This is a genomic window from uncultured Fibrobacter sp. (genome assembly GCF_900316465.1).
Taxonomy (GTDB): domain Bacteria; phylum Fibrobacterota; class Fibrobacteria; order Fibrobacterales; family Fibrobacteraceae; genus Fibrobacter.
On record NZ_ONDD01000009.1, the window covers coordinates 1 to 24,566 of the forward strand.

General features: G+C 51.3%; 20 protein-coding genes and 1 tRNA gene. 17 read left to right on the forward strand and 4 right to left on the reverse strand.

From position 1 onward, the window contains the following. Positions 1-534 (reverse strand): PD-(D/E)XK nuclease family transposase (locus QZN53_RS04845; protein WP_205428122.1); only part of this gene is annotated, 534 nt, incomplete at its 3' end. Between the two features lie 186 nt (positions 535-720). Here QZN53_RS04845 and QZN53_RS04850 point away from each other — a divergent pair. The 6 genes from QZN53_RS04850 (at position 721) to QZN53_RS04875 (ending at position 4,846) form a co-directional block, all read left to right on the forward strand. Then, a complete protein-coding gene (locus QZN53_RS04850) occupies positions 721-1,302 on the forward strand; it encodes an ATP-dependent Clp protease proteolytic subunit (RefSeq protein WP_072798113.1) in 582 nt (193 codons plus the stop codon). Between the two features lie 21 nt (positions 1,303-1,323). Continuing rightward, entirely contained in the window at positions 1,324-2,247 is a 924-nt protein-coding gene (gene ftsY, locus QZN53_RS04855; protein WP_163437774.1) for a signal recognition particle-docking protein FtsY, read from the forward strand. 117 nt (positions 2,248-2,364) lie between these two features. Then, the gene (locus QZN53_RS04860) at positions 2,365-2,718 is read left to right on the forward strand and encodes a hypothetical protein (protein WP_205428123.1); all 354 of its coding nucleotides are present in this window, start codon (positions 2,365-2,367) and stop codon (positions 2,716-2,718) included. Beyond that, positions 2,715-3,215, forward strand: coding sequence for a thioredoxin family protein (locus QZN53_RS04865; protein ID WP_294651921.1), 501 nt, complete (start codon positions 2,715-2,717; stop codon positions 3,213-3,215). Before QZN53_RS04860 ends, QZN53_RS04865 begins: the two co-directional genes overlap by 4 nt. Then, positions 3,212-4,363 carry a glycosyltransferase family 2 protein gene (locus QZN53_RS04870; RefSeq protein ID WP_163437775.1) on the forward strand — a complete coding sequence of 384 codons (1,152 nt, stop codon included), beginning with the start codon at positions 3,212-3,214 and terminating at the stop codon, positions 4,361-4,363. The genes QZN53_RS04865 and QZN53_RS04870 overlap by 4 nt, the downstream gene beginning before the upstream one ends. Positions 4,364-4,387: 24 nt before the next feature. Continuing rightward, on the forward strand, positions 4,388-4,846 hold the full coding sequence (locus tag QZN53_RS04875) for a hypothetical protein (RefSeq protein ID WP_163437776.1): 459 nt from the start codon (positions 4,388-4,390) through the stop codon (positions 4,844-4,846). A 71-nt stretch (positions 4,847-4,917) separates the two neighbouring features. Here QZN53_RS04875 and QZN53_RS04880 read toward each other — a convergent pair whose 3' ends face one another. Together QZN53_RS04880 and QZN53_RS04885 are read right to left on the reverse strand one after the other, a co-directional pair. Continuing rightward, positions 4,918-6,129 (reverse strand): hypothetical protein, encoded by a 1,212-nt coding sequence (locus tag QZN53_RS04880; protein ID WP_163437777.1) that lies wholly within the window; start codon positions 6,127-6,129, stop codon positions 4,918-4,920. 46 nt (positions 6,130-6,175) lie between these two features. Beyond that, positions 6,176-9,433 carry a transglycosylase domain-containing protein gene (locus QZN53_RS04885; protein WP_163437778.1) on the reverse strand — a complete coding sequence of 1,086 codons (3,258 nt, stop codon included), beginning with the start codon at positions 9,431-9,433 and terminating at the stop codon, positions 6,176-6,178. A 137-nt stretch (positions 9,434-9,570) separates the two neighbouring features. Between QZN53_RS04885 and QZN53_RS04890 the strand changes: the two genes are divergently transcribed. The 9 genes from QZN53_RS04890 (at position 9,571) to QZN53_RS04930 (ending at position 20,160) form a co-directional block, all read left to right on the forward strand. Next, a tRNA-Ser gene (locus QZN53_RS04890) sits at positions 9,571-9,659 on the forward strand. Positions 9,660-9,729: 70 nt separating this feature from the next. Beyond that, positions 9,730-10,389, forward strand: coding sequence for an FISUMP domain-containing protein (locus QZN53_RS04895; protein WP_163437779.1), 660 nt, complete (start codon positions 9,730-9,732; stop codon positions 10,387-10,389). Between the two features lie 125 nt (positions 10,390-10,514). Next, positions 10,515-10,856 carry a hypothetical protein gene (locus QZN53_RS04900; protein WP_072798295.1) on the forward strand — a complete coding sequence of 114 codons (342 nt, stop codon included), beginning with the start codon at positions 10,515-10,517 and terminating at the stop codon, positions 10,854-10,856. Positions 10,857-10,936: 80 nt separating this feature from the next. Then, a complete protein-coding gene (locus tag QZN53_RS04905; protein ID WP_163437780.1) occupies positions 10,937-11,953 on the forward strand; it encodes a hypothetical protein in 1,017 nt (338 codons plus the stop codon). A gap of 2 nt (positions 11,954-11,955) precedes the next feature. Next, a complete protein-coding gene (locus tag QZN53_RS04910; protein WP_163437781.1) occupies positions 11,956-13,119 on the forward strand; it encodes a glycosyltransferase in 1,164 nt (387 codons plus the stop codon). A 47-nt stretch (positions 13,120-13,166) separates the two neighbouring features. Next, positions 13,167-15,185, forward strand: a complete 2,019-nt coding sequence (locus QZN53_RS04915; protein ID WP_294651928.1) for a sulfatase-like hydrolase/transferase — start codon at positions 13,167-13,169, stop codon at positions 15,183-15,185. Positions 15,186-15,221: 36 nt separating this feature from the next. Further along, positions 15,222-16,658, forward strand: a complete 1,437-nt coding sequence (locus QZN53_RS04920; RefSeq protein ID WP_163437782.1) for a polysaccharide biosynthesis C-terminal domain-containing protein — start codon at positions 15,222-15,224, stop codon at positions 16,656-16,658. A 6-nt stretch (positions 16,659-16,664) separates the two neighbouring features. Then, positions 16,665-17,495 (forward strand): glycosyltransferase family 32 protein, encoded by an 831-nt coding sequence (locus QZN53_RS04925; RefSeq protein WP_163437783.1) that lies wholly within the window; start codon positions 16,665-16,667, stop codon positions 17,493-17,495. A gap of 25 nt (positions 17,496-17,520) precedes the next feature. Next, the gene (locus QZN53_RS04930; RefSeq protein WP_163437784.1) at positions 17,521-20,160 is read left to right on the forward strand and encodes an MMPL family transporter; all 2,640 of its coding nucleotides are present in this window, start codon (positions 17,521-17,523) and stop codon (positions 20,158-20,160) included. A 183-nt stretch (positions 20,161-20,343) separates the two neighbouring features. Here the strand turns inward: QZN53_RS04930 and QZN53_RS04935 are convergent, their stop codons facing one another. Then, positions 20,344-22,413 (reverse strand): LTA synthase family protein, encoded by a 2,070-nt coding sequence (locus QZN53_RS04935; RefSeq protein WP_163437785.1) that lies wholly within the window; start codon positions 22,411-22,413, stop codon positions 20,344-20,346. Positions 22,414-22,452: 39 nt separating this feature from the next. Between QZN53_RS04935 and lptC the strand changes: the two genes are divergently transcribed. Both lptC and QZN53_RS04945 read left to right on the forward strand, forming a co-directional pair. Continuing rightward, positions 22,453-23,280 carry an LPS export ABC transporter periplasmic protein LptC gene (gene lptC, locus QZN53_RS04940; RefSeq protein ID WP_294651933.1) on the forward strand — a complete coding sequence of 276 codons (828 nt, stop codon included), beginning with the start codon at positions 22,453-22,455 and terminating at the stop codon, positions 23,278-23,280. Continuing rightward, the gene (locus tag QZN53_RS04945) at positions 23,277-24,563 is read left to right on the forward strand and encodes a hypothetical protein (RefSeq protein WP_294651935.1); all 1,287 of its coding nucleotides are present in this window, start codon (positions 23,277-23,279) and stop codon (positions 24,561-24,563) included. Before lptC ends, QZN53_RS04945 begins: the two co-directional genes overlap by 4 nt. The last annotated feature ends 3 nt before the right edge of the window (positions 24,564-24,566 follow it).

Consider the following 24,566-nt stretch of genomic DNA (forward strand, 5'->3'; position numbering starts at 1 on the left):
CGACTTGACTTCGTATTCACTGTATGTTGACCACACGTCCTTATAGATTTCCTTCGACCGGAGTACCGAATTGTTGCAAAGCCAAATGGATACCGTTTCAGGAAGTTCATAGTAACGGTACTTGCGTTCCTCTTCCGGCAAGCCCATGAAATAGTCCGAACGGTTGAACTCGTACTTGCCGCGCAGCGTAAGGTACGAATTGTAGAGCTGCATACGGTCGAAAAAGTAAGCATGAACCTTGTTTTGCATCTCGATGTTGAGATACCGATTGTCCCTAGTATGCACCCAGACGTCGAGGCGTGCGGGGTCATTTTCGGGCATAAAGATGTCGATGGGCTTTTCGAATTCGTATTCGAGGTCGATGATTTCATGGTCATGGTCCAGCTGGAGCAGGCTGTTGAGCACATCGCGGATTGTGTCTTTGTCGTCCATCAAGATGCGGAATGTCGCCGCGTATTTGGGCAGCAGGAATTCTTCGCCACGCTCGTTTGTGACGATGTAGTTTTTTGTCGAATGATTGGTATTAGCAGACATGAGTTTCCTTTCGTGTTAAGTTGAGGCGCACTCCCTCTTTACTAACACGCTTTTTTCAGGCATCTGAATACCAGTTTGAGGGTAAAATGTTTTTAACGGAACGCTGGAGGGTGCTTTACAAACGGGTGCGAAAAGACGATAATATATTGAATTTTCTAAATTGTACCTGAACAAAAAGGATTTATTATGGCTGATTGCAACGAAAAGAAAGAAAATGCCCCTTCCGAGATCATGAAGAAGGCTGAAGAATTCCTTGCCTCCAAGCGTAAGATTTTCCTGTGGGGCGGTGTCGATGACGAAAGCGCCGAACGCATTGTGAAGGAACTTTTATACTTGGATTCCTTGAACCACGAAGACATCTATTTCTTCATCAACAGCCCGGGTGGCGTGATTTCTAGCGGCCTCGCCATTTACGACTGCATGAACGCTATCCAGAGCGATGTGGTCACGGTTTGCTGCGGTCAGGCTGCATCCATGGGTGCGGTGCTTTTGACTTCTGGCGCAAAGGGCAAGCGTTATGCATGGCCGAACGCCCGCATCATGATTCACCAGCCGCTCATTCATGGTGAAATTGTCGCCCCTGCAAGCGATATCCAGATTCAGGCCGAAGAAATGCTCCGTATTCGTAACATTACGGGCAAGATTCTTGCCGAAACCTCTGGCCATACCATGGAAGAAATCGACCGCGACACGGAACGCGACAACTTTATGAGCGCCGAAGAAGCCAAGGCCTACGGCCTGGTCGACAAGGTCGAAAGCATCGTTTAACGATTTTACGGAAATTTTCGAATGGGACTTTTTTCTGCCATTAAGAGTGGCCTTGCCAAGACCCGCGACGCCTTGATGGGCGAACTCAAGGGTATTGTCGGTGCAGGCAAAATCACGGACGACACTCTTGAGGAACTCGAAGAACACCTGATTAAGGCTGACGTGGGCGTCGAAGCGGCATTCCTGTTGACCGATGCCTTGCGCGAACAAGCTTTGGGCAAGTCGCTCACGACCGAACAGGTGTTGGGCATTATGCGCAGCGAAGCGGAACGTTTGCTCAAGGATCCGCCGCCGTTTGAACTCAAGGGCAAGCCCCACGTGGTGCTTGTGATTGGCGTGAATGGCGCCGGTAAAACGACTACGATTGGTAAACTTGCCGCCCGCCTGAAAGACGAAGGCAAGAAGGTGATGATTGCGGCTTGCGATACGTTCCGTGCGGCAGCCATCGACCAGCTTGAAACCTGGGCTGAGCGTTCGGGTGCTGAATTCGTGAAACATCAGGAAGGTTCTGACCCTGCGGCTGTGGCGTTTGATGCCTGCAATGCGGCAGTGGCCCGCGGCTGCGACGTGGTATTGATTGATACCGCCGGCCGTCTGCACAACAAAGACTACTTGATGGAAGAACTCAAGAAGATTGTCCGCGTGATCAAGAAGGTGAGCCCCGACATGCCGCACGACATGTGGCTCGTAATCGACGGTAACACCGGACAGAATACCATCAACCAGACGAAGATTTTCAACCAGAGTTTCCCGCTCACCGGCCTTGTGGTGACCAAGCTCGACGGTACGGCCCGTGGCGGCGCAGTGCTTTCGATTGCAAGCTCGCTGCAGATTCCTATCCGCTGGATTGGTATGGGCGAACGCATCGACCAGCTGGTGCCTTTCAGCAAGGCTGAATACGTGGAAGGTCTTTTCGAAAACGCTCTGGAAGAAAACGAACAGTAATCGAGTGTTGTAGATATGTTGAGGGATGTCGGAAAATTATTTTCAAGTCCGCGTGTCATGCAGGGCTTGGTTCGGCATCTCCTTGTAGCCGCGTTGTTTTTTAGTGCGGCTTTCGGCATGAGCGGCTGTAGCGGCGAAGTCTCGGTCGACCAGAAGTTCGTTGACTTGTATATCGAACTGCGCGTTGCCGAAATTACCTACGGCAAGGATTCTCCGATGGGCCGCCTGGTGCGTCAAGATGCTTTGAAGGCCGCTGGCTACACTCGCGAACAGTTCCTCGCCAAGACTGACGAAATCCTGAATGACGAACGCCAGTGGGTGCCGTTCCAGAAGGCGGTGAACGCCCGTATTGATACGCTGCTGGCGCCTCCGGTAAATCCGAATGCAGCGGCCGAGAATACTCCGGCGAAAGGCAATGGCCCGAAAAAGTTGAAGCCTCAGATGCCCGCGCATAAAGGGGGTGTACATTGATTTTTCGTTTGTTGATGCTTGTGGCGCTTTGCGTGTCGGTCTCTTTTGCAGCCCCCTTGAACGATGCGGTGCCTGCCAAGAAGGCCTCGGCTAGAAAGTCTACGGTCCATTGGATGGACTATAACGAGGCACTTGAAAAGGCTCAAAAGTTTCCGAAGCTGATTTTTGTGGATTTGTATGCGGATTGGTGTATTCCTTGCCGCGTGATGGAGGCGAACGTGTTCAGCGACCCCACGGTGGCCTCGCTTTTGAATACTCGCTTTTACGCCGTTAAACTCAACGCCGAATCGCAGGACTCCATTATGTGCGACGGCCAAAAGAAAACGGTGCAACGTTGCTATTTTGATGTTTGGGAACTGAACGCGCTTCCGGCTTTTGTGCTTATCGCTCCGAAGGGCATGAGCATTTTGACGGTGACCGATTCCATGTCGCCGCAAGAGCTGCAATACATGCTGTACCAGTTCCTTGAAAAAGAGAAGGAGTGGATGTCCCGATGAACGAACAATTCCTTTTTTACGCACAAATTGTTTTCTGGGTAATGATTTTCTTGCTGGTGCATTGCTACCTGCTGTTCCCGATGACGCTCCCGTTCGTGAGCGAAATCTTTAAGCGCCGCAAGTCTCCGGAAAAGGGCAATGTTGAATTGCCGACGGTGTCGATTCTGATTTCTGCCTACAACGAAGAGGCGGTGATTGAACGCAAAATCCAGAACATTCTGGAACTTGATTACCCCAAGGATAAGCTCGAAGTTTTGATTGGCGATGACGGCTCTGCCGACAAGACCGCCGAAATCGTCGCCCGCTATGAATCGCAGGGAATCACGCTGGTCAAGGCGCCCAAGAATGCGGGCAAGGCCGCCATGCTGAACCGCCTGAACAAGATTGCAAAGAACGACATCTTGCTCTTCTGCGATGCAAACACGATGTTCTTCCCGAATGTAGTGCGCAAGCTCGTGATCCCGTTCCAAGACAAGAAAATCGGTTGCGCCTGCGGACACTTGATTCTGTCGGACAAGAGCGGTTCTACGCTGGGTCGCGGCGAAAGTTCTTACTGGGACTTGGAATCTGAAATCAAGAAATTTGAAGGCGTGCTCGACATGCTGATTGGCGGTAACGGCGCCCTCTATGCCATCCGTCGCGATTTGTATACGGAACTTCCGGTCAAGAAGAGCGTCATGGATGACTTCTTCGTGACGACCAAGGTTCTCGAAAAGGGCTATTACTGCACGTTCGTGACAAGCGCTATCGGTACCGAACAGACTTCCAAGGAATCGAGCGGTGAATTCCGCCGCAAGGTGCGTATCGGCCGCGCGAATTTTAACTTCTTGTTCTCTTACTTGCCGCTGTTGAATCCGCTGCACCCGCTGCTTGCCTACTTGTTCTTCTCGCACAAGATTCTGCGCTGGTTCTCGCCGCATATTTTGATTTTGTTGTTTGTCGCGAACGCTTGCCTGCTCACGAGCGGTCTTTTCTACCAGATTTTCTTTGGTGTGATGTCGCTTGCCTTGCTGGTCGCCGGTTTCAAGATTGTCCCGAGCGGTTACTATTTCCTCTCGATGAACTACGCCATGCTTAAAGGTTTCTTTATGGCCTTCAAGCCCGAAAAGAGCGGCGGTTGGGCACGCGAAGCCCGCAGCGACGAATAATTTGAATATATTTAGAGTTATCGCATGAAAAAGATTTTCTCTGCCATTCTGTTTGCTTTAGCATTCGCCGTGGTACCGGCAAGTGCGTTTACCATGGATGTGCAGGGAGGTGTCGTCAATCATGTGAGCGAACTCGGTAAGTTCAACTTGAACGTATTTGGTCACTTTTGGTACCCCATTGACCAGATGCTCTTTTTCGGTATCGGCTCGGGTTATCAAGAAATTGACAACGTGAGCTTGATTCCTGTTTCGGGCAGCGTGTGGGTTCGCTTGCCTATCGGCAGCACAGCGCTCCCTGTAGCAACAGGTGACTGGGGCTATCTCTTTGGCTCGAACAATCAGATGTTCTGGCGCGCCGGTGGCGGCCTTGATATCAAGAATGGCGATTATTCGTCTATTATGTTGATGGGCGGTTACCAGTTCCTTGACCATGACGGCAAAGGCTACGCCTACGTACAGGCGGGAATTCTTGTAGAATTATAAAGGCGATGAGTAATGTGAAATGTGTAATTACTCATTTCACATCTCACATCTCACATCTCACATCCTGTAATTTATTTCCCTAATTCCTGTTCTAGGAACTTCTTGTTCTCTTCGACTTTCTGCTTCTGCGGATTGTCCGGATATTCTGTCAGGCACTTGTCCAGCGGGGCGATTGCTTCGTTCAACAGCTTTTTCTTCTTGGCCGCATCTTTTTGCTTTTGGGCCTTGGCGAACATCTGACTCGTTGTCTTGCGTTGCTTGGTGCAGAAGTTGTCTGCAAGCTTTGTGTAAAGCTCGTTGGCCTCTTTGCGTAGCTTGCTGGACTTAAGCTTGTTCAAGAGCTCCTTGGCCTCGCTGAACTTTTCCTTTTGCAAGAGCGTGTCGGCCTTGGCAAGAGCCTGTGCCGGATCGTGCGATTCCCAGTACTTGGTGGCAGCGGCATCGTTCGCCTGCGCCAGTTCGCGAATGTGGTCGATGAGCGCCTGAATATGGAGGTCGTTTTCAAAGTCGCGGTAGCGCATTTGGAACGTGAGGGCCTGCTTTTCGGCTTCGGCGAATTGTGCCTGGTTGTCTGCAAGATCCTTGATGGCGGCGTATTCTTTCTTTGCCTTAACAAGCGTGTTCTTGTAGGCGACGCTCTTTTGCGCCTTGGCCCACTGGGTCAGTGAATCTCCCGGAGCAAGCGCAATCAAACTGTCGGCGGTTTCGGCCACAAGCCCGTAGTCAGAACTGGCGCGGTTCATGTTCTGAATCTGGAATACCATCGGTTCGTAGGCTTTTGCCTTTTCGGCGCGAACCTTTCCGAATTCATTCAGCATGGAATCGGCTTTAGATTCCCATTGTTCCCACAATGGCTTGATGACGCGGAAACGTTCCAGGTAGGCGCTTGCAGAATCGGTGTAGCCTGCTTTGTGCAAGGTGTTTGCATAATCGAAAATGCTCTGGACAATCGCGGGAATTGCTGTGTACGGGTCGGCAATCGCGGCGGTCGTTTTGCCTTCGCTAGTGGCGGGGCCCTGTTCCGGTGCCGTCGGAATGTTTTCTGGGGTGGCCAGGCGGTAGCCATCGAGAGCCTGCGAATTGAAAATCGGACCCGATTGAGAACCCAGTTCCTGCGGGTTCTGGAGCGACGAATCGCTCGACGGGGTGCTAGGCTGCTCTTGTTCAGAAGAATCGTTTGCAGAAACGTTAGTCGGTTCTGTTTCGGGGGCGGGAGCGTTCCCGACGCACGCCGTCAGCGCGAATGCGCTTGCTGATAACAAACTAAGGATTTTGATTCGCATGTTTTCTTCTTTCGCTAAGTTATGTTAACTGCCTGCTTTTTGCAAATTAGTCTGCTTCGATAGGCACAAAGGCGTTCTTGCTGTCAAAGCCTTCAGGCAAATCCCAGTCGTCGTCCTTGGGCATGGCGGCAGCCTTCGGCTGGGCCGGTTGTGCGGGCTGTGCGGGCACGGCCACGGCGGCAGGCTCCGAGGTAGAGCCTTCGGCAGGAGCACTCGGGGCGGCGCCGGCTACATTGGCAGAATCTGCAGGAGCAGCGGGTGCTGCAGCCGGCATGGGCAAGCTGATCATGATTCCGTGGGCGGCGATGTCTTCGGCTGCCGCGGCGTGTACCTGCGGCGGCGTGAATCCCGGAACTTCAATCCACGGGAGCGGGCGGCCTTGTTCTGCGCTACCGCCTGCAATTACGCTACCGGTCATCGGGTCAACGGTCAGCTGGCCGCGTTCGTTCGGGAGAACCAGCGGAACTTCTCCAGCGGCGAGCATCGAAATGTCGAGGAAGTCAATCTTTTCGGGCAGGCCCAGAATGTCGATTTCTTTCTTAGCGAAGTCGGCCCATTGCGGCAAGCCACCGCTGGCGCCTGCAATACGTGTGCGGCCAGACTTAAGTGGCTTGTTGTCGTCAAAGCCTACATAGCTACCGATGGCAATCACGGAATCAGTAGAAATGCCATTCTTCTCGTTCACATAAGTCGGAAGTGCGCCGAGGAAGGCCACGTTGCGGTAATCGTTTGTGGTGCCGGTCTTACCGAGGGCGGGGTAGCGCAGCGTAATGGCTTTATCCGGCGAGGTCACCGTAATGTGCGTGTACTGGCTGCGGGCGGTGCCGTTCGTGAACACGGAATGCAGCATCACTGCCATCTGCGAAGTAATCGAGTCGCCGAGAACCACCTTGCTTTCGCTCTTGTTTCTAAAGATCACCTTGCCGTCGCGGTTCTTGATTTCCTTGATGAAGCACGGGTCGGTCCAGTCACCATCCAGGCACTTGAACACCTTGCCGGTTAAGAGAGTTTGGTAGGCGGTCGAAATTTCAGCCAAGGTAATATCGTTTACGCCCAGCGGCATACTGAACACTTTCTGCAACTTCTGGTGAATACCGATTTCTTTTGCAAAACGAGCATATTCGGCAAAGGCGAGCGAGCGTCTGTAATCGGGCCAGTAACGCAGGTGTTCTGCGTCCAGGTAATCCACTTCGCTGTCCACAGGTTCGATCATGGTCGAAAGGCGCTTCATGTCGGCCAGCGTAAAGTGGTTAAGCAATACCACGGAATCCAGCGGCGGGAGGTCAATCGACGGGTCGAGTTCTTGTGCCTGGCGTTCGCGCAAGATTTCGGAATAGCGCTTGTAGTTGTGCTTAATGAATCCGAGAGTCTTCGCATCTTTCTTGGACTGCTTCACGGCGATATCGTTAAAGGTTCCGTAGCGCAGGTTCAGCACGTCACGGGCTTTGTCGTCTTTACCTTCGAGCCTGTAGCGTTCGGCAAGGGCGTCGCGTGCCTTGGTGAATTCGATTTCGCGCTTGGTGTCTTCTTTCAGAATCAGACCGTACTTGTCGCGCAGGCGTTCAAAGAACTTCTTGGTGTCTTCGTCTTCGTGGCGGGCCATGTCGTTCACGGCAGCAATGTCGTTGAATTCTTCGAGCGAAAGCTTGTCGAGTAAGTGCTCCAAGAGCCAGATGCTTGCGATGTTTTCAGAACGCGTGGCAGACCAAGCAATGCTTACGACGTCACCCTTGTTCTTGTGGTCCGGGCGCGGAAAATAGAACTGGTTCGTGAACTGGAAAACGTTGAAGTCGTTTTCAAGCATGTCCAGGTAATTCCAGTGGTACTTGAGGGCGAGCGCGTAAAGAATCGGTTTCCAGCTAGAACCCAGCTGACGCACGGCCTTAAAACTACGGTCGAATCCGGTATTGTGGAAACCGCCCTGGCTTGCAATCACGTTGCCGTTCTGAATGGCGAAAAGGGCGCCCTGCAACACAGGTTCTGTTTCAATCTGACAAGGAGCGAATCCGTCAACGGTCTTGTCGTCCATCACGCTCACCAAGAGGATTGCTCCCTTCTTGAGCTGCGGGGCCAAAATCTTGTTCACGTCGCCGCCGGCCTTTTTCGCAAAGTCCTTGACCGATGCTTCAGAAACCATACCCTTGAGCTGGCCGAAGCTGAGCGTCAGAGCCTTAAGTCCGCCCTGGTCGTCGACCATGATGCTGTCTACAGTGCCGTACAGGTAGTCACCCTTGCGCGCCGTCTGGGCGCGGTTTGCGAACTGTGCCTTCGGGAGCACGAAGCCGCCGAGCTGCATCTGGAGTCCACTGATGTTTGCCTGCAAAGCGGTCTTTGCGGCGTCCTGGCTGCGGGCATCTACAGTCGTCGTAATCGAAAGCTGAGCTTTGCGCCAGTCCTCGATACCTTCGGCTTCAAACTTTTTTTGGAAGAATTCGCCGTCCAGCTTTTCTTCGATGCGGTCGAGCATGGTGCTCACGCTAAAGCGGAAGTTGCCGTGGTTGAATTCCAGCGGCTTGGCGAGCGCTTCGCTCATATCTTCTTCGGAGATGTAATTCTCTTCGACCATACGGCCAAGCACGTATTCCAAACGTTCCTTACCGCGGGCTAAGGCCTTTTCGCGGCGTTCGGCGCTGCGCTGAATGAACGGGTCGTAGTTGAACGGACCCTTCACCGAACCTGCAATAAAGGCGCATTCGGCAAGTGTTAAATCCTTGAGTTCCTTGTTAAAGAAGTACTGGGCGGCAATGGCCACGCCCTTTCCGGTACCCGAAACGTGGAACTGGTTCAGGTAGAATTCCAGGATGTCTTCTTTGCTAAAGTGCTTTTCCATGCGGAGCGCGTTAATGAGCTCCTTGCCCTTTTCCTTGATGCTTCGTTCTTCGCGGCCAAAAATGTTCTTGACGGTCTGCTGGGTTAGTGTAGAACCGCCCTGGCGCATGTGCCCGCTCTTGATGTTCGAAATCATGGCGCGGGTAAAGCCGTAAATGCTGAATCCGGAGTGCGTCCAGTAGCCGGCGTCTTCGGCAGCGATCAAGGCGTTCACGATATTGGCCGGAATGTCGCCGTAGGGCACGTACACGCGGTGGTTTGCGTCAAAGAAGGCGCCCAAAAGTTCTTCGCCATCATTATAATAGACTCGAGTTTCGCCCGAAAGCACCTGCAAAATGGTGGAACGGTTGAATTGGTTGTCCGGATCCTGGGTCGGGAGTATTTTGAATACTACGATGTAGGCGGGAATGCAGCAAATGAGGCCGACTAAAGCGAAAGCGGCCACGATTTTGAACAATTTGGAGAAGTGACGCATATATAAAATTTAGAAAATTTGGTTTTTCGCTCCATGTAATGTAAAAAAAAGTGCCATTATGGGGCTAAATTTGCCATTTTTGGGTCGATACCCTTGAAATTTTGCCGAATTTTATCTAAAATTTGTGTCCCCAAGATGGGAAGATGGCCGAGCTGGCCGAAGGCGCGTCCCTGCTAAGGACGTATAGGACTTAATCCTATCGCGAGTTCGAATCTCGCTCTTCCCGCTGCAAAGACCCTCTGGAGCAATCCAGGGGGTCTTTTGCTTTTTATATTTTGGTCGTAAAGGAATCGACGATGAACAACTTCCTGAAACTGTTTTTTTCTTGCGCAGCACTGCTTTTGGCGGCGTGCACGACTGATTCTGGTGAATCTAGTGTAGTCGATGATTTTGACGCTAGCATTGTGTGCCCGGCTGAGGGGACAAACGCCTATGGTCAGGAATACAAGTATACGACTATCGGTGAGCAGGTATGGATGGCCGAGAATCTGAACTACAACGCAGTAGGCAGTATTTGCCAAGGCAAGGATGAGTCGAAGTGTGAACTATACGGCAGATTGTATAGGTATACTTGGCCGGATCGGAATACAGGTCGTGATACCATAAATTGGGACTTTATTGATTCCGTATGTCCGCCTGGTTGGCACTTGCCAAAACTGGCTGAATGGGAAAAACTTCAGGGGTCTGTGGGAGAGGAAGGGAAAATTGCTGCGTTAAGATTGAAATCCGTAAAAGGGTGGGAGCGAAGTCATTGGGGCGCGGGAGTGGATGAGTGTGAGTTTTCGGTTCTTCCAGCAGGTACTTTTACATATCAAAGCTCATGTGAGGGGAATTCGGCTGAATTTCTTACAGCTACGGCTGCGAATGAAACTATGAATTATTGGTATTTTTTTGATGAAGCCATGGGGGCCGGTTATGGTCCTAGTTATTTTACAATCCGTTGTATTAAGGACTAAAAGCCAAATTTTCAAGGATTTGCCCCTAAAAATCCTAAAAAAAGACCTCTTTGGGTCTTTTTTTACTTGATTTTTCTATTTTCAGAATGGATATTATAGGAAAAGATTTTTCAAGGAGCTTAAAAATGAAAGCATCAAGTTTTTTTGCTGGTCTTGCCTTGGGCGCTGTTGCTGCTATTGCCGCTTCTAAAAAACTCAAGGCCATGTGCGACGACGAAGATGATTCTTGCGACAACGATGCCGCGCTCAAGGATGCCGAAGACACCGTCCAGAGCCTCCGCAACTCTGCCGACAGCTTGCTGAACGATCTCAAGACCCAGACCGAAGCCAAGCAGACTTACGCCGCCCAGTGCGAAGATCTTAAGGACCAGCTTGCAAAGAAAGACGCCGAAATCAACAACCTGAAGAATGTCTGCGACAAGCAGGCCGGCGAAATCAGCAAGCTCGAAGCCGCCCAGGCAGGCTAATTAACCTCTTGTTTTTGCAATTTATCCGATTTCCGGCTCGGGAATCGGAGTTTTTTTTATAATAAAGGTATATTTGACCCATGACAAAGTACCTTTTTGTTCTGACTAGTTCCCCGAAGGATTTTTTCTGTGAACAGACGCTGGTGGCGATTGCGTCGCTCCGTGTCCATAACCCGGGCGCCTTTGTGACGCTCTTGACCGACGACAAGACGGCAGCGACTCTCACTGGCCCGCGCGCGGTCCTTAAAGAAGCGGTCGACGAACTCAAGGTACTGACTCTCGACGAAAAGTTTACGCCCATGCTGCGTTCCCGCTACCTCAAGACGGTTATGCGCAATGTGGTCGACGGCGATTTTCTGTACATGGATTCCGATATCGCCATCGTGGGCGACCTCTCGATTCCCGAAGAATGGAAGGGCGGCATTTACGCGGTGCTCGATTTCCACACGAACCTCTCGAAGGCCATCAACCGCAAGAAGGTTTTGAACAACGCAAAGATGATGGGCTTCTCGCCGATTCTGAACGACGAAATCTTTAACGGGGGAGTGATGTTTGCCGCAGACACTCCCGAAGCCCGCAAATTCTTCGAAACCTGGCACGAACTCTGGCTCTATTGCGTGTCCAAGAATTTCCCCTACGATATGGCAAGCCTCGCCGAGACAAATTTCAAGTTCAACTACATTACGAAAAAAATGCCCGGCGGTTGGAACTGCCAGCTGGCTTATGGTAACAGGTTCCTCCCGACGGCGAAGGTATTGCACTTCTTCGGTTCGCGAATCATTGATACCCGCGGCCACAAGGTGCCCGCCAGCATGGATCTGTTCTTGCCCAAGATTTTACGCAAGGACTTCTACACGAACCTGAAGAACATTCCGGTAAAAGTCAACGACGACAAGAGCATTACGATTAACGAGTACTACGACGACGTGATTGCCCACGCCAAGGAAGAATTTGAATTCCAGACCCGTAAGGTGGGGGCTGCGGGCGCCTACATTATTCGCAGCTACGCCTTTGCCAAGTCGCTCGCCTGGATTTATAAGAAGATGCCGTTCCTCGTGTTCCCCTTGAGAGTGCTCGGAAAAATCCTCGGGAGGTAACGATGAACCTGCTTTTCAATTTGGTCGCAGTACAGCCGATTCATAGCGCCAAGTTTCACGGCGGTGGTTCCTACGGCGAAGTGATTTTCTGGGCGCTGGTCAAGCGCGGTGTGCAGTTCAGCTGCGCCTACGATAGCCGCAAGTACCTGGACCCCATGATTCTCGATGCCTGCAAGACGCAGAACATCCCGCTGTTCGACATTAACGAAAAAACGCCGCAGCAGATTATCGACGAAAACCAGATTGATACCTTCTACACCCCGCTTTACTCGCTCGAAAAAAAGTGGGATATTAATGTGAAGGATTTCGTGTTTACCTGGCACGGTGTGCGTGCGCTTGAAATGCAGTACAGCTGGGCGGGCGTCGGTTTCGCCAAAAAGCTCGGTCAAAAGTTCGAAGCTTTGGTTCGTTACCGTGAAAGTTGGAAAAAACATTACTACAAGCCCAAGTACCAGGCGCTCGCGGCCCGCATGGCCGAAGGCAAAGCCCGTACCATTACAGTGAGCGAACACAGCCGCGCTTCGATTAAGTCGTTCTTCCCGGAACTTCTGGATTTGGAAATTCCGGTGTTTTATAGTCCCATGACGGCGTACGAACCCGAGGGATTCTTGCCGCCGGGAGTGGCTGCGAAAAAGTATTTCTTGCTCACGAGCGGTGCCCGCTGGGAAAAGAACAACCTGCGTGCGGCTAAGGCTTTCGATGAACTGGTCGGCATGTATCAGTCGCAAGGCAAACCGTTTGATTTCAAGATGGTCATTACCGGGGCGGCAAACCCCAAGGCCTATTTGTGCCACCTCAAGCATAAAGACCGCTTTGTGCTGCTCGGCTATGTCGAAAATAGGGAGCTGGAATTCTTGCACCAGAATGCCTACGCTTTTGTATTCCCGAGCCTGAACGAAGGCTTTGGCTACCCGCCGGTGCAGTCCATGCGTTACGGCGTGCCTGTGGCCGCAAGTGGTACGACTTCGATTCCCGAAGTTTGCGGCGATGCGGTGCTGTACTTTGACCCGTATTCCGTAAGCGAAATCAAGAACCGCCTAGTGCAATTGCTTGATTCCAAGATTTACGACGAGTATGCGGCCCGTGCGCCCAAGCGCTATCTTGAAGTGCATACCCGCCAGAATGAAGACCTTGAACATACCATTGATTTTATTTTAAAGCGTTAACCCAATGTCCTCCCGGCCTTGTGCCGGGATCTCCTTTGTTTGTAAAGATGAGCCTGCTTAATAAATTGAAGAACCTTCTGAAAAATCCCTACCTAGTAATGGCGCTTGTTGCCCTTGTGGTACAGAGCTTGCTGTTGGTGTTTTTCTACAGCCTGCCCGATCCGCTTGGACTTTCGATGTCCGAAATGTTTGAAGGCAAAACGCTTTGGCAGATTTTCATGGCCTTCGGTGCGGTGCTTGCGATGGCAGGTCTCTTCGGCTTTGCTCGCGCTCCGCGCGGTCTTGCGATTTTTTACGGTCTTTACTTTTTTGCTGCGGTAGCGGACTACGATGTCTTTCGCTTTTCACACCAGCGTCTTTCTTTCTCTTTCTTGCGCACGTATTTCCATATTTCAAACATCACCGATGCCACGACGGTTTCGACTCTCGGTGGCGACATGCTCGGGACGGTGCTTTGGGTAACGATGGTAGTCCTCTGCCTTGCGGGCGCAATTGCTTTTGTAACCGTCTACTCGCTCCGGCTCCGTAAACAGCGCCGTACGCTCGTGTTGAATAATGCGGGTGGCGCCTGGAAGCCCGCCTCCCGTAAAGTTCCCGGCGCGATGTTCGCCATTGGCATGGCTCTCTCGCTTACGCCGCTCGTGCTGTTCCTTACGGGCACTCGCGGCTGGATTGAAATCCCCGTGACGCACACGAAAGTCGACATGCGCTTTACGCTCGGCAAGCATACGCTTACCGCTCCGATTTTGCACATTGCGGCAGTCGAGACTTTTGAATTCATTCATGATAACGCCAAAATCACCGAAGAACTGGTGAACGATTTGGATGCCTTCTTGCCGAAGGACTTTGTGGCAGACCGCAAGAATTCCCTTGAACTTCCGATGTACCGGAGTGCTCCTACGCACGAATACAAGGCGAAAAAGCCTTACAACATCGTGTTCATTATGGGCGAATCGTTCAAGGGCCGTATCTTTAACAAGATGCTCGAAGGCGACACGACTGTGGCGCCGAACATCTGGAAACTTGCGAATGGTGGCTACTTTGAAAAAGATTCTGCCGGCAATTCGCTAGGGGGTGGCCTTTGGTTTAAGCATGCCTTTAGCGGCGGTTATCCCACCGTGCGCGGGACCATGGCGACCTACATGGGTTTCCCTTCACACCCGAATCGCGATGTGCCTAGTTTTTATGCCGCAAACAAGTTCAAGGGCTGGCCTGAATTTCTGACAAATTATCAGCGTGCGTATGCGACGGTTTCGAACCCGATTTTTGACCATACGTTGCCTTTTATCGAAAAATTTTTCGATAAAGATTGGCACTTGATTGGCGAAGAACCGAGCGAGGGCACTGCAGACAGCTTGGGCGCAAGCCTTGCGATTGACGTGCTTGCCAAAATGCCGACCGATAAACCTTGGCAGATTTCCTTTAACACCATCGCATCGCATATTCCGTTCTACGGCTATCCCAGTGATTTTGCAGAAAAATCCGACGATGCCATGGCGCGCTACCGCAATGCGATTCGCTATACTGACAAGCAACTTGGCCGATTCTTTGAATCGCTTTCCAAACGCCCCGATTTCAAGAATACGGTTGTCTTTATTTTGGGCGACCACGATACTCCTGTTGATTCGATTGATTACATGGTGCCGCAACCGCTCGGTCTTTCGGCTTCGCAGATTTTCATTGGTGTTTTCTCGGCAGATTCCGCCTTGTTTAACGGACTTACCGTTCGCGAAGATGTCGCCTCGCAGCTGGATTTGGGCCCGACGATTTTCGACCTTGCGCAGGTGCGTGAACCGAACCATTTCTGGGGCTATGACTTGCTCGCGCAGGAACGCCCCGCAGAACAGCCGACGGTGTTCTTCTCGCAAAATGCGTACTATTTGGGCTTCCGTGATCACGTGCTTACGGGCGGCCTCGAAAACGAAGATGTTTACCGCGCAGGTGTCGGCGGCGAAAGCCCCTACGCGATTACGACCGATGCAAATGACCTTGTCTGGAAAAAGAAGGCCGTGGGCGCCGCCAAGGCGGTGCGCTCCGTGCTGCGAAATGACATTATGATGCCTTAGTGTCCTAGGTCCCAATTTTCTATATTGCGAGTAATTATGAGTAATCTGGAAGCAGACAGCAAGTTTTTAAAGAAGGCTGTGATTATCAATGTGGTGGGGGCAATCCTTAAGGTTTGCGGCCCGCTTTTGACTTTTTTGATGGCGCGTGTTTTTGGCGCCGCTGAATTTGGCATTTTTGTCTCTGCGCAAACGCTCCTTTTGACTATTGCCCACTCGGCAACGCTTGGGCTCGATAAGGGCCTGTATTGGTATCTCCCGCAAAACAAGCTGAATAACCGTCCGGCTTATGACGGCATCATGAATTCTTTTTGGGTGTCGGCCGCCATTGCGTTGTTCTGCTCGCTCGTGATTTTTGTGGGCTCCTTTACGCCCTACATTTCCAAGGAACTGCCTTGGTATGGTATTTCGCTTTTGTTCTACGTGGGCACATTTGTCTTTAGCACAGCTTCCGAAGGCAATCGCCGTCCACAAAACGCCGTGTTCGTAAATTCCTTCCTTACGGTAACGCTTGCCCCGGGTGTGTCGATTGCGCTACACTTCCTGGATATTCCCCATGCGCTTCCGTTGGGCTTGTTTGTAGGCCAGATGGCTGGATTCATTGTGCATTTTGTGCTGGTGCGCCGTCAGTTCCCCGACATGCCGCTTCACCCGGCCTTGCGCGTGCCCATGGTTCTTTTGAAGTATTCGCTCCCGCTGGGCTTTGGTGAATTCGTTGCGTCTTTCTTGATTCGTTCTGCCCTCTGGATGGTCATGCTGTTCCTTGGTCCCGAAAAGGCGGGCGCCTTCGGTATCATGGTGACGATTTCAAATGCTCTCCAGACGATTCACGTGGGCTTTACGCCTATTTTGACTCCGGTGGTTGCCGGCATGGAAAAGCAGCGCCTGAATACGGACTTGAAATTCGTCTATAGCTATTGCGTGTTCATGGTGACACTCATTCAGCTGTTGATAGGATTCTTTATCGTCTTGTTCCCGAGCGAAATCCTGAGCATTGCGGGTAAGGACTTTATCGTGCAGCCCGAAGCTTTGGGTATTTTGCTCTTGGTGCACTTGGGTACCGGATTTGGCGGACTTTCCGTACTTGTTTTGAAGGGTATGGGCAAAAGCCTTTACACGTTGATTATGGATACGATTTCCCTTGGCTTGACGCTTGGGATGGGCTATCTGTTGATTCCGAGATTCGGCCTTGTGGGGGCAGCACTTGCCATGTTGAGCTCTACGCTGTTCTCTGCAATCGTCAACAACGGTTACCTGTACAAAATGGGCTTTAGGCTTTATTCGTCCAAGCTTATTTCGCAGGTGCTTTGGATTGTGGCCCTGGTTGCATTCTATATTGCCGTGAATACAGGGAAGTTGCCCATGGTGTTATGGCAAAAGATTGTCGCATATTTGGTGATTGTGGGCCTGCTTGGCCTTTACTGGAAACTCGTAAAGAAGTATTTTTCTGCAAGCGCTATTTCAAACAAAAAGTAAAAGACTATGATTCCCAAGAAAATTCATTACATTTGGCTTTCTAACGATCCGCTGCCGAAGCTTCCTCAGCTGTGTATTGAAAGCTGGAAACGTCATTGTCCGGATTACGAAATTATCCATTGGGACATGGCCAAGTGCGAACAGATTATCAAGAACGTTCCGTTCGTCCGCGAAGCGGTTGAACTCCGTAAGTGGGCTTTCGCAAGCGACTACATTCGCCTTTATGCGATTTCAACAGAGGGCGGCATCTACTTGGACAGCGATGTTTACCTGTACCAGAATTTTGACAGGTTCCTTGATCACCGCTACTTCACGAATATCGAATTTACGTCTCATTTCAAGAGAAATAAATCCTGGAAAAAACTGAACGAAGACGGTACCAAAAAGAATAAGGACGAAATTCCTTTGCCGGGCCTTGCTTTCCAGGCTGCTATTTTCGGTGGCGAAGCGAATCACCCGTTCTTAAAGAAGTGCATGTCGTACTACGAAAATCAGAAATTCGTTTTGCCGAACGGTAAACTGAATATCGAAAATATCGCTCCGTTTGTTTATGCGCACATGGCAATGGACTTTGGCTTTGTCTATAAGAACCAGATGCAGAACTTGAAGGACGACATGGCCATTTACCCGAGCAAGATATTCTTGCCCAGTTGCGACGATGTCGATTACAAACCTGTGGCCATTCATGTTACCAGCGGAAGCTGGCGACCGCTGTCCCACAGAATCGGGCGCTTCTTTAGGCGCTTGCCGATTATCATCCAAAAGTCTTTCAAGCCCAAGCAGACGATTGATGATGTCTTGAATAGTTACGAATCTAAAAAAGCAATAGAATTCTAATACACCTTTTTATTGAAATCCTGATATGGCTACAAAAAAGACGATTCCCGAAAGATTTTCTAATTGGTACATTCCCCTCATTTGCAAGCACCAGTACAAGGCTCTTGCCTTTTACCTGATTCTTGCGGTGATTTTTGCCATTCCTATCTTGTTTAAGCCAGGCCTTAAACTGGACGCGGATCTTTCGCACTTGTTGCCTCAGGATACTCCCAGCGTAAAGGCGCTCGAAGAATCGTATTTGCGCTTTGGTTCTACCGACAAGTTCATGATCGCAATCCAGAGCGAAGACTTGAACTTGGTGGTGGCCCTGCAAGATTCTATTGCCGAATACATCCACAAGAATTGGGAAGGCGATTTCGTTTCGACTCAGGTCGATAACGACAACCAGTTCTTCAAGGATAATGCATTGCTTTACTTGCCGGTAAAGCATTTGGAAAATATCCGCGACAATCTGGAAGACCTGCAACTTGAAATTGGCCGTAAGAATGGTCCGCTTGTTGTGGATTTGCTGAGCGGTGATTCTGCGGCAGTCGCTGATTCTACGAATGCTTCTGCAGGTGCCGCGCCTGCGAAAAAGAAACGCGTGTGGTTTGATGAAAACTTGCCGCAGGAATTGGGTCTCCCTGACGAAGCGGTGAGTGCCTTTGACGCATTCTTCAAGAAATCCAAGGGCGACACAATCGATGCGAAGGCCGCCTCGAACGAAGAAGTGGAATGGGATTCCAAGTCGACGATTCCTTCTGAACTCAAGAACCGCCTGGTCGGTTCGCCGCGCCCCGACAGCACTGGCAAGATTCTCTATAACGGCGTGGTGAACGCGAAACTCATCAAGCCCTCTACCGACTATGAATTTGTGACGCATATTCTGGCTCGTACCGATTCCCTGCTCGCTTATTTCGGCGGCAAGACGTACCCGGTGCCGACCCGCTTTACGGTGGAAGGCACTTACGAAGGCCTCAAGGAAGTGGACGAAGTTGCGAACGATTCTATTTTCTCGTTTGGCATCAGCCTGGTGCTCATTATCTTCCTCACCATCTTCTTCTTCAGGAGCGTGAAGGGCCCGATTCTGGTGACGGCATCGGTGCTGTACGCCTGCCTCCCGACGCTTGCGTTTACTGCCCTCTTCTACGGAAAGCTGAATCCGTTCACGGTGTTTGTCGCCTCCATTATTCTCGGCATCGGTATCGACTACTCCATTCATATTTTGGGGACTTCGCAGAAGTTGATGCACAAGTATGCGACTCTCGAAGAGGTATTGGAAGCGGCCCAGCGCAAGATGCTCAAACCGTTTATCCTTGCAAGCTTTACGACAATTGCCGCATTCCTCACATTGTTGGCGGCTCATTTCCGCGGCTTCTATGAATTCGGCGTGGTGGCCTCGATGGGTGTGCTGTTCAGTATGCTTACCTCGGTGCTGTTCTTGCCGGTGCTCGTGAAGTGCATGGGCGGTATCCCGAAGGCTCCGGATAATTCGTTGTTGCCCAAGTCTTGGGACGAAGCGAAGATTCTCAAGTTCTTCAAGTACTTGGCCTTTGCAGGCTTTGCTCTCGGTGCAGTTTCTATTTGGTTTGCACAAGATGTGGACTTCGAACACAACCTGCGTAACTTGCGCCGCGTCTCGACGAACGTATCGACCTCGAAGAACAAGATTTCTACGAAGGTGACTCGCGCAACGGGCAAGGCCGTGACCTCAACGCCGGCGGCCGTGATGGGTTCCAAGCCCGAACAGCTCGACAAGCTTTACGACACTTTGATGGTGCGCCTGCATGTGGAACACGATTCGACTCTTGGAAGCTTCCTCACGCTCAAGAGCTTTGTGCCGCCCATGGATTCGCAGAAGGCCCGTCTCGAAATTATCGAAGAAATTCGCGACCTCGCTGAAGCCCGCGTCTTTGACCGCGCCGAAGGCGATGATTCCGTGAACATTGCGAACTTGCGTAAACTTTCTGCCGTCGAAGAACCCTTTACGCCCGAAGATGTCCCGAGCTGGACTTTGGACTTGCTACGCGAAAAAGACGGAAGCTACGGTAAGATTGGCTTTATCTACGGCGATTTCCCGAGCTGGGACGCTCATGCGTTGCACCGTTTCCAGGAGCGTTATGGCCACTGGAATTTCGACGGCGAAGATCTCCGTACGTTCTCGTCGCAGTTCATTCTCTCTGACGTGATTGACTCTGTGAAGAAGGATAGCTTCAGGCTCGCGCTCGTGATCATCCTCGTGATTTTCGGTACGCTGGTGGTTTCGTTCCGCAAGCCGAAATACTTCTTGGCCGGTTGCGTCGCCTTTGGTATGGGAGCATTGCTCACGCTAGGCCTTCTCGGATTCCTCACCGACATGTTCGAATTCGGTAAAATCAGTATCTACAACGTGATTGTGATTCCGATGGCTCTCGGTATCGGTATCGATGCCACCATCCACATGATTACCTCGTGGACATCCGACAATAATAAGGGCATGACTCTGCGTCAGTTGATAGATACCACCGGCCGTAACGTGATGGCAAGTTCCACAACGACCATCGCGGGCTTCGTAGGATTCTTGTTCACGACGCACCGCGGCCTGAAGGGTATTGGCGACCTCGCTTGCATTAGCATCGCGATGTTCCTCATCACGAGCATTGTATTCTGTATGTATCTGTGCGGTTCTTGGCTCAAGAAAAAGTAGTCAAAGCCATAAGCATCGTCTAGCTGCGTTCTCGACCCTCTCGCCGTATTATTTATACGGCTTCGGGGTCTGCGGCCTTGCTATACTCGCTTCTGACTTTGACTGTAGTTAAATTGTACAGCTTCGGTCCTGCGGCGTCGTTCTGCTCGCTTCTAGCTTCGGCTTAGTATATAACGTCGTCTTTTACAGGCCTTTTTCGAGGCTATAGTCAGAAATTTTCAGCAATGTATCGAGGGTCGCTGACAAGCGGCCTTCTTCGTTTTGCTGCTTGCCGGTGAGTTCGTTTTCTTGACGCAGGTCGCTGTCAGCGAAGATATGCGTTTCGTCTTGGGCGGGGTACTTTGCGATAAAGCGGTAACCATCCAGCCCGATGGCCGCATAACCCGAGTATGCTCCGAGCGAAAGGCCCGCGAGCACTTGCGGTGCCTGCGGAGCAATCGTAGAATCAATTGCCGCAGAATCGTTGGTGACCGAGTCAGCCTTCGTTACGTTTCCGCGCAGCAAGTTGTGTCCCATAAAAATGTTCGGGACGGCAAAGCCGGCGAGCTCAAGCACGGTGGGCGCAATGTCGATTTGCGCTGCGGTTGTGGTGTCGCGTACAGCGTCAAGTCCTTTTCCGTGAATAAAGAACGGGATCCAGCTCACGTTCGAAAATCCGCCGCCGTTCATTGTTGAAACGCCGTTTTCTCCCAGAGGGAAACCATGGTCGGCCATGATAATCACGTAGGTGTTCTTGTACCATTCCTCGTTTTCGATCGAATGGAAGAATCGGGCGATTTGCCTGTCGGCGTAATTCATAGTCACGTTGATGCGTTCCTGCAACGGACGGTTCTTTTGTTCGTCGGTCATGCCGGCGGCAAAGTTGAACGGGTAGTGGTTCGAACGCGTCATGAGGGTGGCAAGGAAGGGCTTGCCTTCTTTAGAAAGAGTGTCGCGCACGTATTCAATCGCGTTGTCGATGAAGGTGGAATCGTCTTCGCGTTCGCGGTTGTAATGTTCGGTGGTGTACCACTTGGACATCCATACGCCCAGATTATCCCAGGCGGGGTCGGCGGCCGACATGTAATGCGTGCTGTAGCCGTTTTCAGTCAGGACTTGCACAAAGCTCGGGAGCGTTACGTGGGCAAGGTCTGTTGCCTGAGCCAAGCGAGAGTGATGCGGAATACCGATGTGCGTCGAAAGGACACCGCCTGTAGTCGGAACGCCGCTGGTATGCATGCGCATCCACACATGGGAATGGGCAGCGAGCGAATCCATGAAGGGCGTGGGCGAGGGCTGAATTTGCGGATTCATGTAGCCCGTATTGCGGCCGCGCTGCGATTCCATGAGCACCAGAATAAAGTTCGGTTGCATTGCGCGCTGGGCCTTGAGTTTTTCGCTGTTCAAGAGGCTTGCGCTCGGCACGCGGTAAAGCGGGAGCCCGTTGCCTTCCTTGGCGTCAGAGAATTCCCAATCGGAATCGCCTTCAATTTTCTGCCACAAGTTTTGGTAAGCGGCACGGTAATTGCCAAGGTCAGCATCCGTGAGCCCAACTGTTTTCTTGGCGACAAACAGGTCGTTATAAATCAGCGAAACAACTGGGCGGAGCTTTGTCATGCGGGCGTTACCAGTCCAGATAAAGTAAACGAACAGGTAAGAGGCTATGTAGAATATAAGCATCGCGATTGCGGATTTTTTCACGTAGAAGCCGTCGTCCGGGCGGTACCACTTGCAAAGCAATCTGTAAACGATGTAGGTCAGCGGGAGCATGAGCGCAAGCACCACGAACTGCAAGTACGGTACTGACAAATCGTTCGCCACATAATCGTAGAACACGATAATCGAAGACGTGTCCTTGTAAGTATCCACAAGTCCGAAAGTCAGGTGGCCGCCCAGGAATCGCTGGGTTTCGTTATCTAAAAGGGTCAGGAGCAAAATCGCGGTATGGAAAACGGCATAGAGTACTGTGGCGATTTTCACGACGATCGCTTTGGCTGTCGCCTTGGCGGCGGTAATTCGGTAAACGATGCCACCCAGAATCAGGAACACCACGAGGGCGTTCATAATCCACATGAAATCGATACACACGGCGTGGAAAATGAACCAGTCCGGCTTAGAGACAAACGGGAATCCGTAGGGGTTGCTGCGGAACAGGAGCAGTACGCGAAGCAGAATATGCGTGACCCAGGCCGCAAGCGAAATAAGAACCAGTTTCTGGAAGGGGGCAACGCTGGCCGCCACTTTCTTCAAAAAGCCGAGAATAGTAGGTTTCATGTGATTAAAATAGAAAATCAAATTATGTATATTTGGCCTATGATTCTTCAAAAGTGGGCGTTGATACCTTTATTGCTGATCGGTCTCGTTGTGACCGCTTGCGAAGAAATTGAAGAAGAAAAGCCCTGGCTGCAGGTAGAGCGCCCTGAAATGCTTTTTACCGACACCACCCTTATGGATAGCTACGACAAGGGTGTGCTGGCTTGGAAACTTAAAACCGCTTATTTGGAACGCTGGAGCGACAAAGAAGTCGTGTTTGTGCGCCCGGTGTTGGTGGATATTTACGATTCTCTCGGAGAACGTACTGCTTTCTTGCGTGCCGATTCCGGCCGTATGGATTTGAAGTTTACTTACGTGTATGCCTATGGCCATGTTTACGCCCTTACGCCTAAGGGAGCTTCGGTGCGTTCGGACTCCTTGATTTGGAACAAGGGTGACAACCTGGTGACGACTGAAAGCTACGTGCGCGTGGTGAGCGAAGAAGGTGACGTTTTGCAAGGCCGCGGCTTTGTAAGTGACGCCCACATGGACAACTGGCGCATTCTTTCGAACGTAACGGGTATTTTCCAAGATGCCGCCCGCCGCTTAAAAGAAGAAGACAAGTCCCAGGCAAAAGAAATTGAAACCCGCGACAGTGCTCAGGCGGCAAACCCGGCACCCGCCCCTGCTCCTGCACCTACTGCCAAGTCTGCCCCTAGTGCTGCTCCTGTATCAAGTTCCGCGACGCAATCTGCAGCAAAATCTGCAGAATCGGATTCCTTGAAGAAGGCTGCCGCAAAAGCAGCCACCAAAATGGAAATGGACTTGTTCAAAAAAATCAAGAACCGGAGTGAACGCGCCAAAGCAAAGCCGAGGGACGCCGAATGATTTTGCGTCTTTTACCTTTGTTGCTTGCCGCCCTGCTAGCGACAAGTGCTGCCGCGCAGACCTCGCCCTTGATCATGAAACATGCCGACAGCCTTGCTGTCGCCCGCAAGCGCGGAACGCTCTTGCTGCAAGGACGAGTGCACTTTATTCATGACAGCATCCAGTTCCGCACACAGCGCGCCTTCTGGAACAAGAACGACGAAAGCGTGCAATGTAGCGGCGGGTTCCTGTTCACGCACCCCTCGGGCTACATTAAGGCCGTAAACGGCTTCTATCGAAAGAAATCCGGAATTGCAACCGCCTCGAACGATGTGCATGCCGGCGACTCGGCAAATTCCTACTTATTTACGGGCGAATATCTGGAATACGACCGCGAAAACGAAATCCTCACCATGCCGCAAAAGCCCAAGCTTTACCAGTACGAAAAAATGAAGAGCGGCAAAATCGATACGGTGACGATTTCGGCCAAGCGTATCATTTACAACAAGAAGGATTCCTTCGCACAGGCTTTTGATTCGGTAAAGGTGACGCAGAACGACATGATCGTCACTTGCGATACGGGCTATTTTGACCGCAAGAACAACTGGCTTAGCATGAAGGGCCATCCGACTTGCGACATGAAGAATTACCACCTTACGGGCGATTCCATTTTCCTGGTGCTGGACTCTGCGGGCAAGTCGCTTCGTTCTGCACTCGTGATTCGCAATGCCCATGGCGTGCAGCAAGAAGAACCCAAGCGTAATGCCCCAGGCAGTGTGACCGAAGCTTTTGGCGACACCCTTTATGCGCAATTCAACAACGACAAAATCGAGCGCCTTTACGTGAACTTGAACGCTCGCGGATTCTTCTACGAAACCGACCTCAAGGATTACCGCAACCTAATGGATGGCGACCGCCTGGATCTGTATTTCCATCAAGGCAAAATGGACAAGGCCGTGGTTTCGGGCAAGGCGCAGAGCACGTATTTCTATGTGAAAAAGGACCGCTCCGTTTCGGGCAAGAACGAAGCCGCTGGTGATACCATTCACATTCTATTCGATGCTCAAAAGAATGCGGTCAAGTCGCTTAAACTCTTGGGCAGCGCAACCATGGCAAGCGGTCGTTACATCGACATGGAAAAAACGGAACGCCTCAAGAGAGAGGCCGAAGCTGCCAAGGCCAAGGCGGCAGATTCACTCAAGGTGCAGACTGGTGACAATCCGAAGCCAGAAAACATGAAAGCCAAAATGGATATGCTGCGAAAATTCCGCGAAAAGGCTGTCGCCCCACCGAAAGATTTGTAAATT

Bases quoted from the DNA above. Each gene is read 5' to 3' on its own strand.
- QZN53_RS04900 (WP_072798295.1), top strand. From the start codon at position 10,515: ATGAAAGCATCAAGTTTTTTTGCTGGTCTTGCCTTGGGCGCTGTTGCT.
- QZN53_RS04875 (WP_163437776.1), top strand. From the start codon at position 4,388: ATGAAAAAGATTTTCTCTGCCATTCTGTTTGCTTTAGCATTCGCCGTG.
- QZN53_RS04870 (WP_163437775.1), top strand. From the start codon at position 3,212: ATGAACGAACAATTCCTTTTTTACGCACAAATTGTTTTCTGGGTAATG.
- QZN53_RS04915 (WP_294651928.1), top strand. From the start codon at position 13,167: ATGAGCCTGCTTAATAAATTGAAGAACCTTCTGAAAAATCCCTACCTA.
- QZN53_RS04850 (WP_072798113.1), top strand. From the start codon at position 721: ATGGCTGATTGCAACGAAAAGAAAGAAAATGCCCCTTCCGAGATCATG.
- QZN53_RS04925 (WP_163437783.1), top strand. From the start codon at position 16,665: ATGATTCCCAAGAAAATTCATTACATTTGGCTTTCTAACGATCCGCTG.
- lptC (WP_294651933.1), top strand. From the start codon at position 22,453: ATGATTCTTCAAAAGTGGGCGTTGATACCTTTATTGCTGATCGGTCTC.
- QZN53_RS04895 (WP_163437779.1), top strand. From the start codon at position 9,730: ATGAACAACTTCCTGAAACTGTTTTTTTCTTGCGCAGCACTGCTTTTG.
- ftsY (WP_163437774.1), top strand. From the start codon at position 1,324: ATGGGACTTTTTTCTGCCATTAAGAGTGGCCTTGCCAAGACCCGCGAC.
- QZN53_RS04910 (WP_163437781.1), top strand. From the start codon at position 11,956: ATGAACCTGCTTTTCAATTTGGTCGCAGTACAGCCGATTCATAGCGCC.
- QZN53_RS04905 (WP_163437780.1), top strand. From the start codon at position 10,937: ATGACAAAGTACCTTTTTGTTCTGACTAGTTCCCCGAAGGATTTTTTC.
- QZN53_RS04945 (WP_294651935.1), top strand. From the start codon at position 23,277: ATGATTTTGCGTCTTTTACCTTTGTTGCTTGCCGCCCTGCTAGCGACA.
- QZN53_RS04860 (WP_205428123.1), top strand. From the start codon at position 2,365: ATGAGCGGCTGTAGCGGCGAAGTCTCGGTCGACCAGAAGTTCGTTGAC.
- QZN53_RS04885 (WP_163437778.1), bottom strand. From the start codon at position 9,433: ATGCGTCACTTCTCCAAATTGTTCAAAATCGTGGCCGCTTTCGCTTTA.
- QZN53_RS04920 (WP_163437782.1), top strand. From the start codon at position 15,222: ATGAGTAATCTGGAAGCAGACAGCAAGTTTTTAAAGAAGGCTGTGATT.
- QZN53_RS04935 (WP_163437785.1), bottom strand. From the start codon at position 22,413: ATGAAACCTACTATTCTCGGCTTTTTGAAGAAAGTGGCGGCCAGCGTT.
- QZN53_RS04930 (WP_163437784.1), top strand. From the start codon at position 17,521: ATGGCTACAAAAAAGACGATTCCCGAAAGATTTTCTAATTGGTACATT.
- QZN53_RS04880 (WP_163437777.1), bottom strand. From the start codon at position 6,129: ATGCGAATCAAAATCCTTAGTTTGTTATCAGCAAGCGCATTCGCGCTG.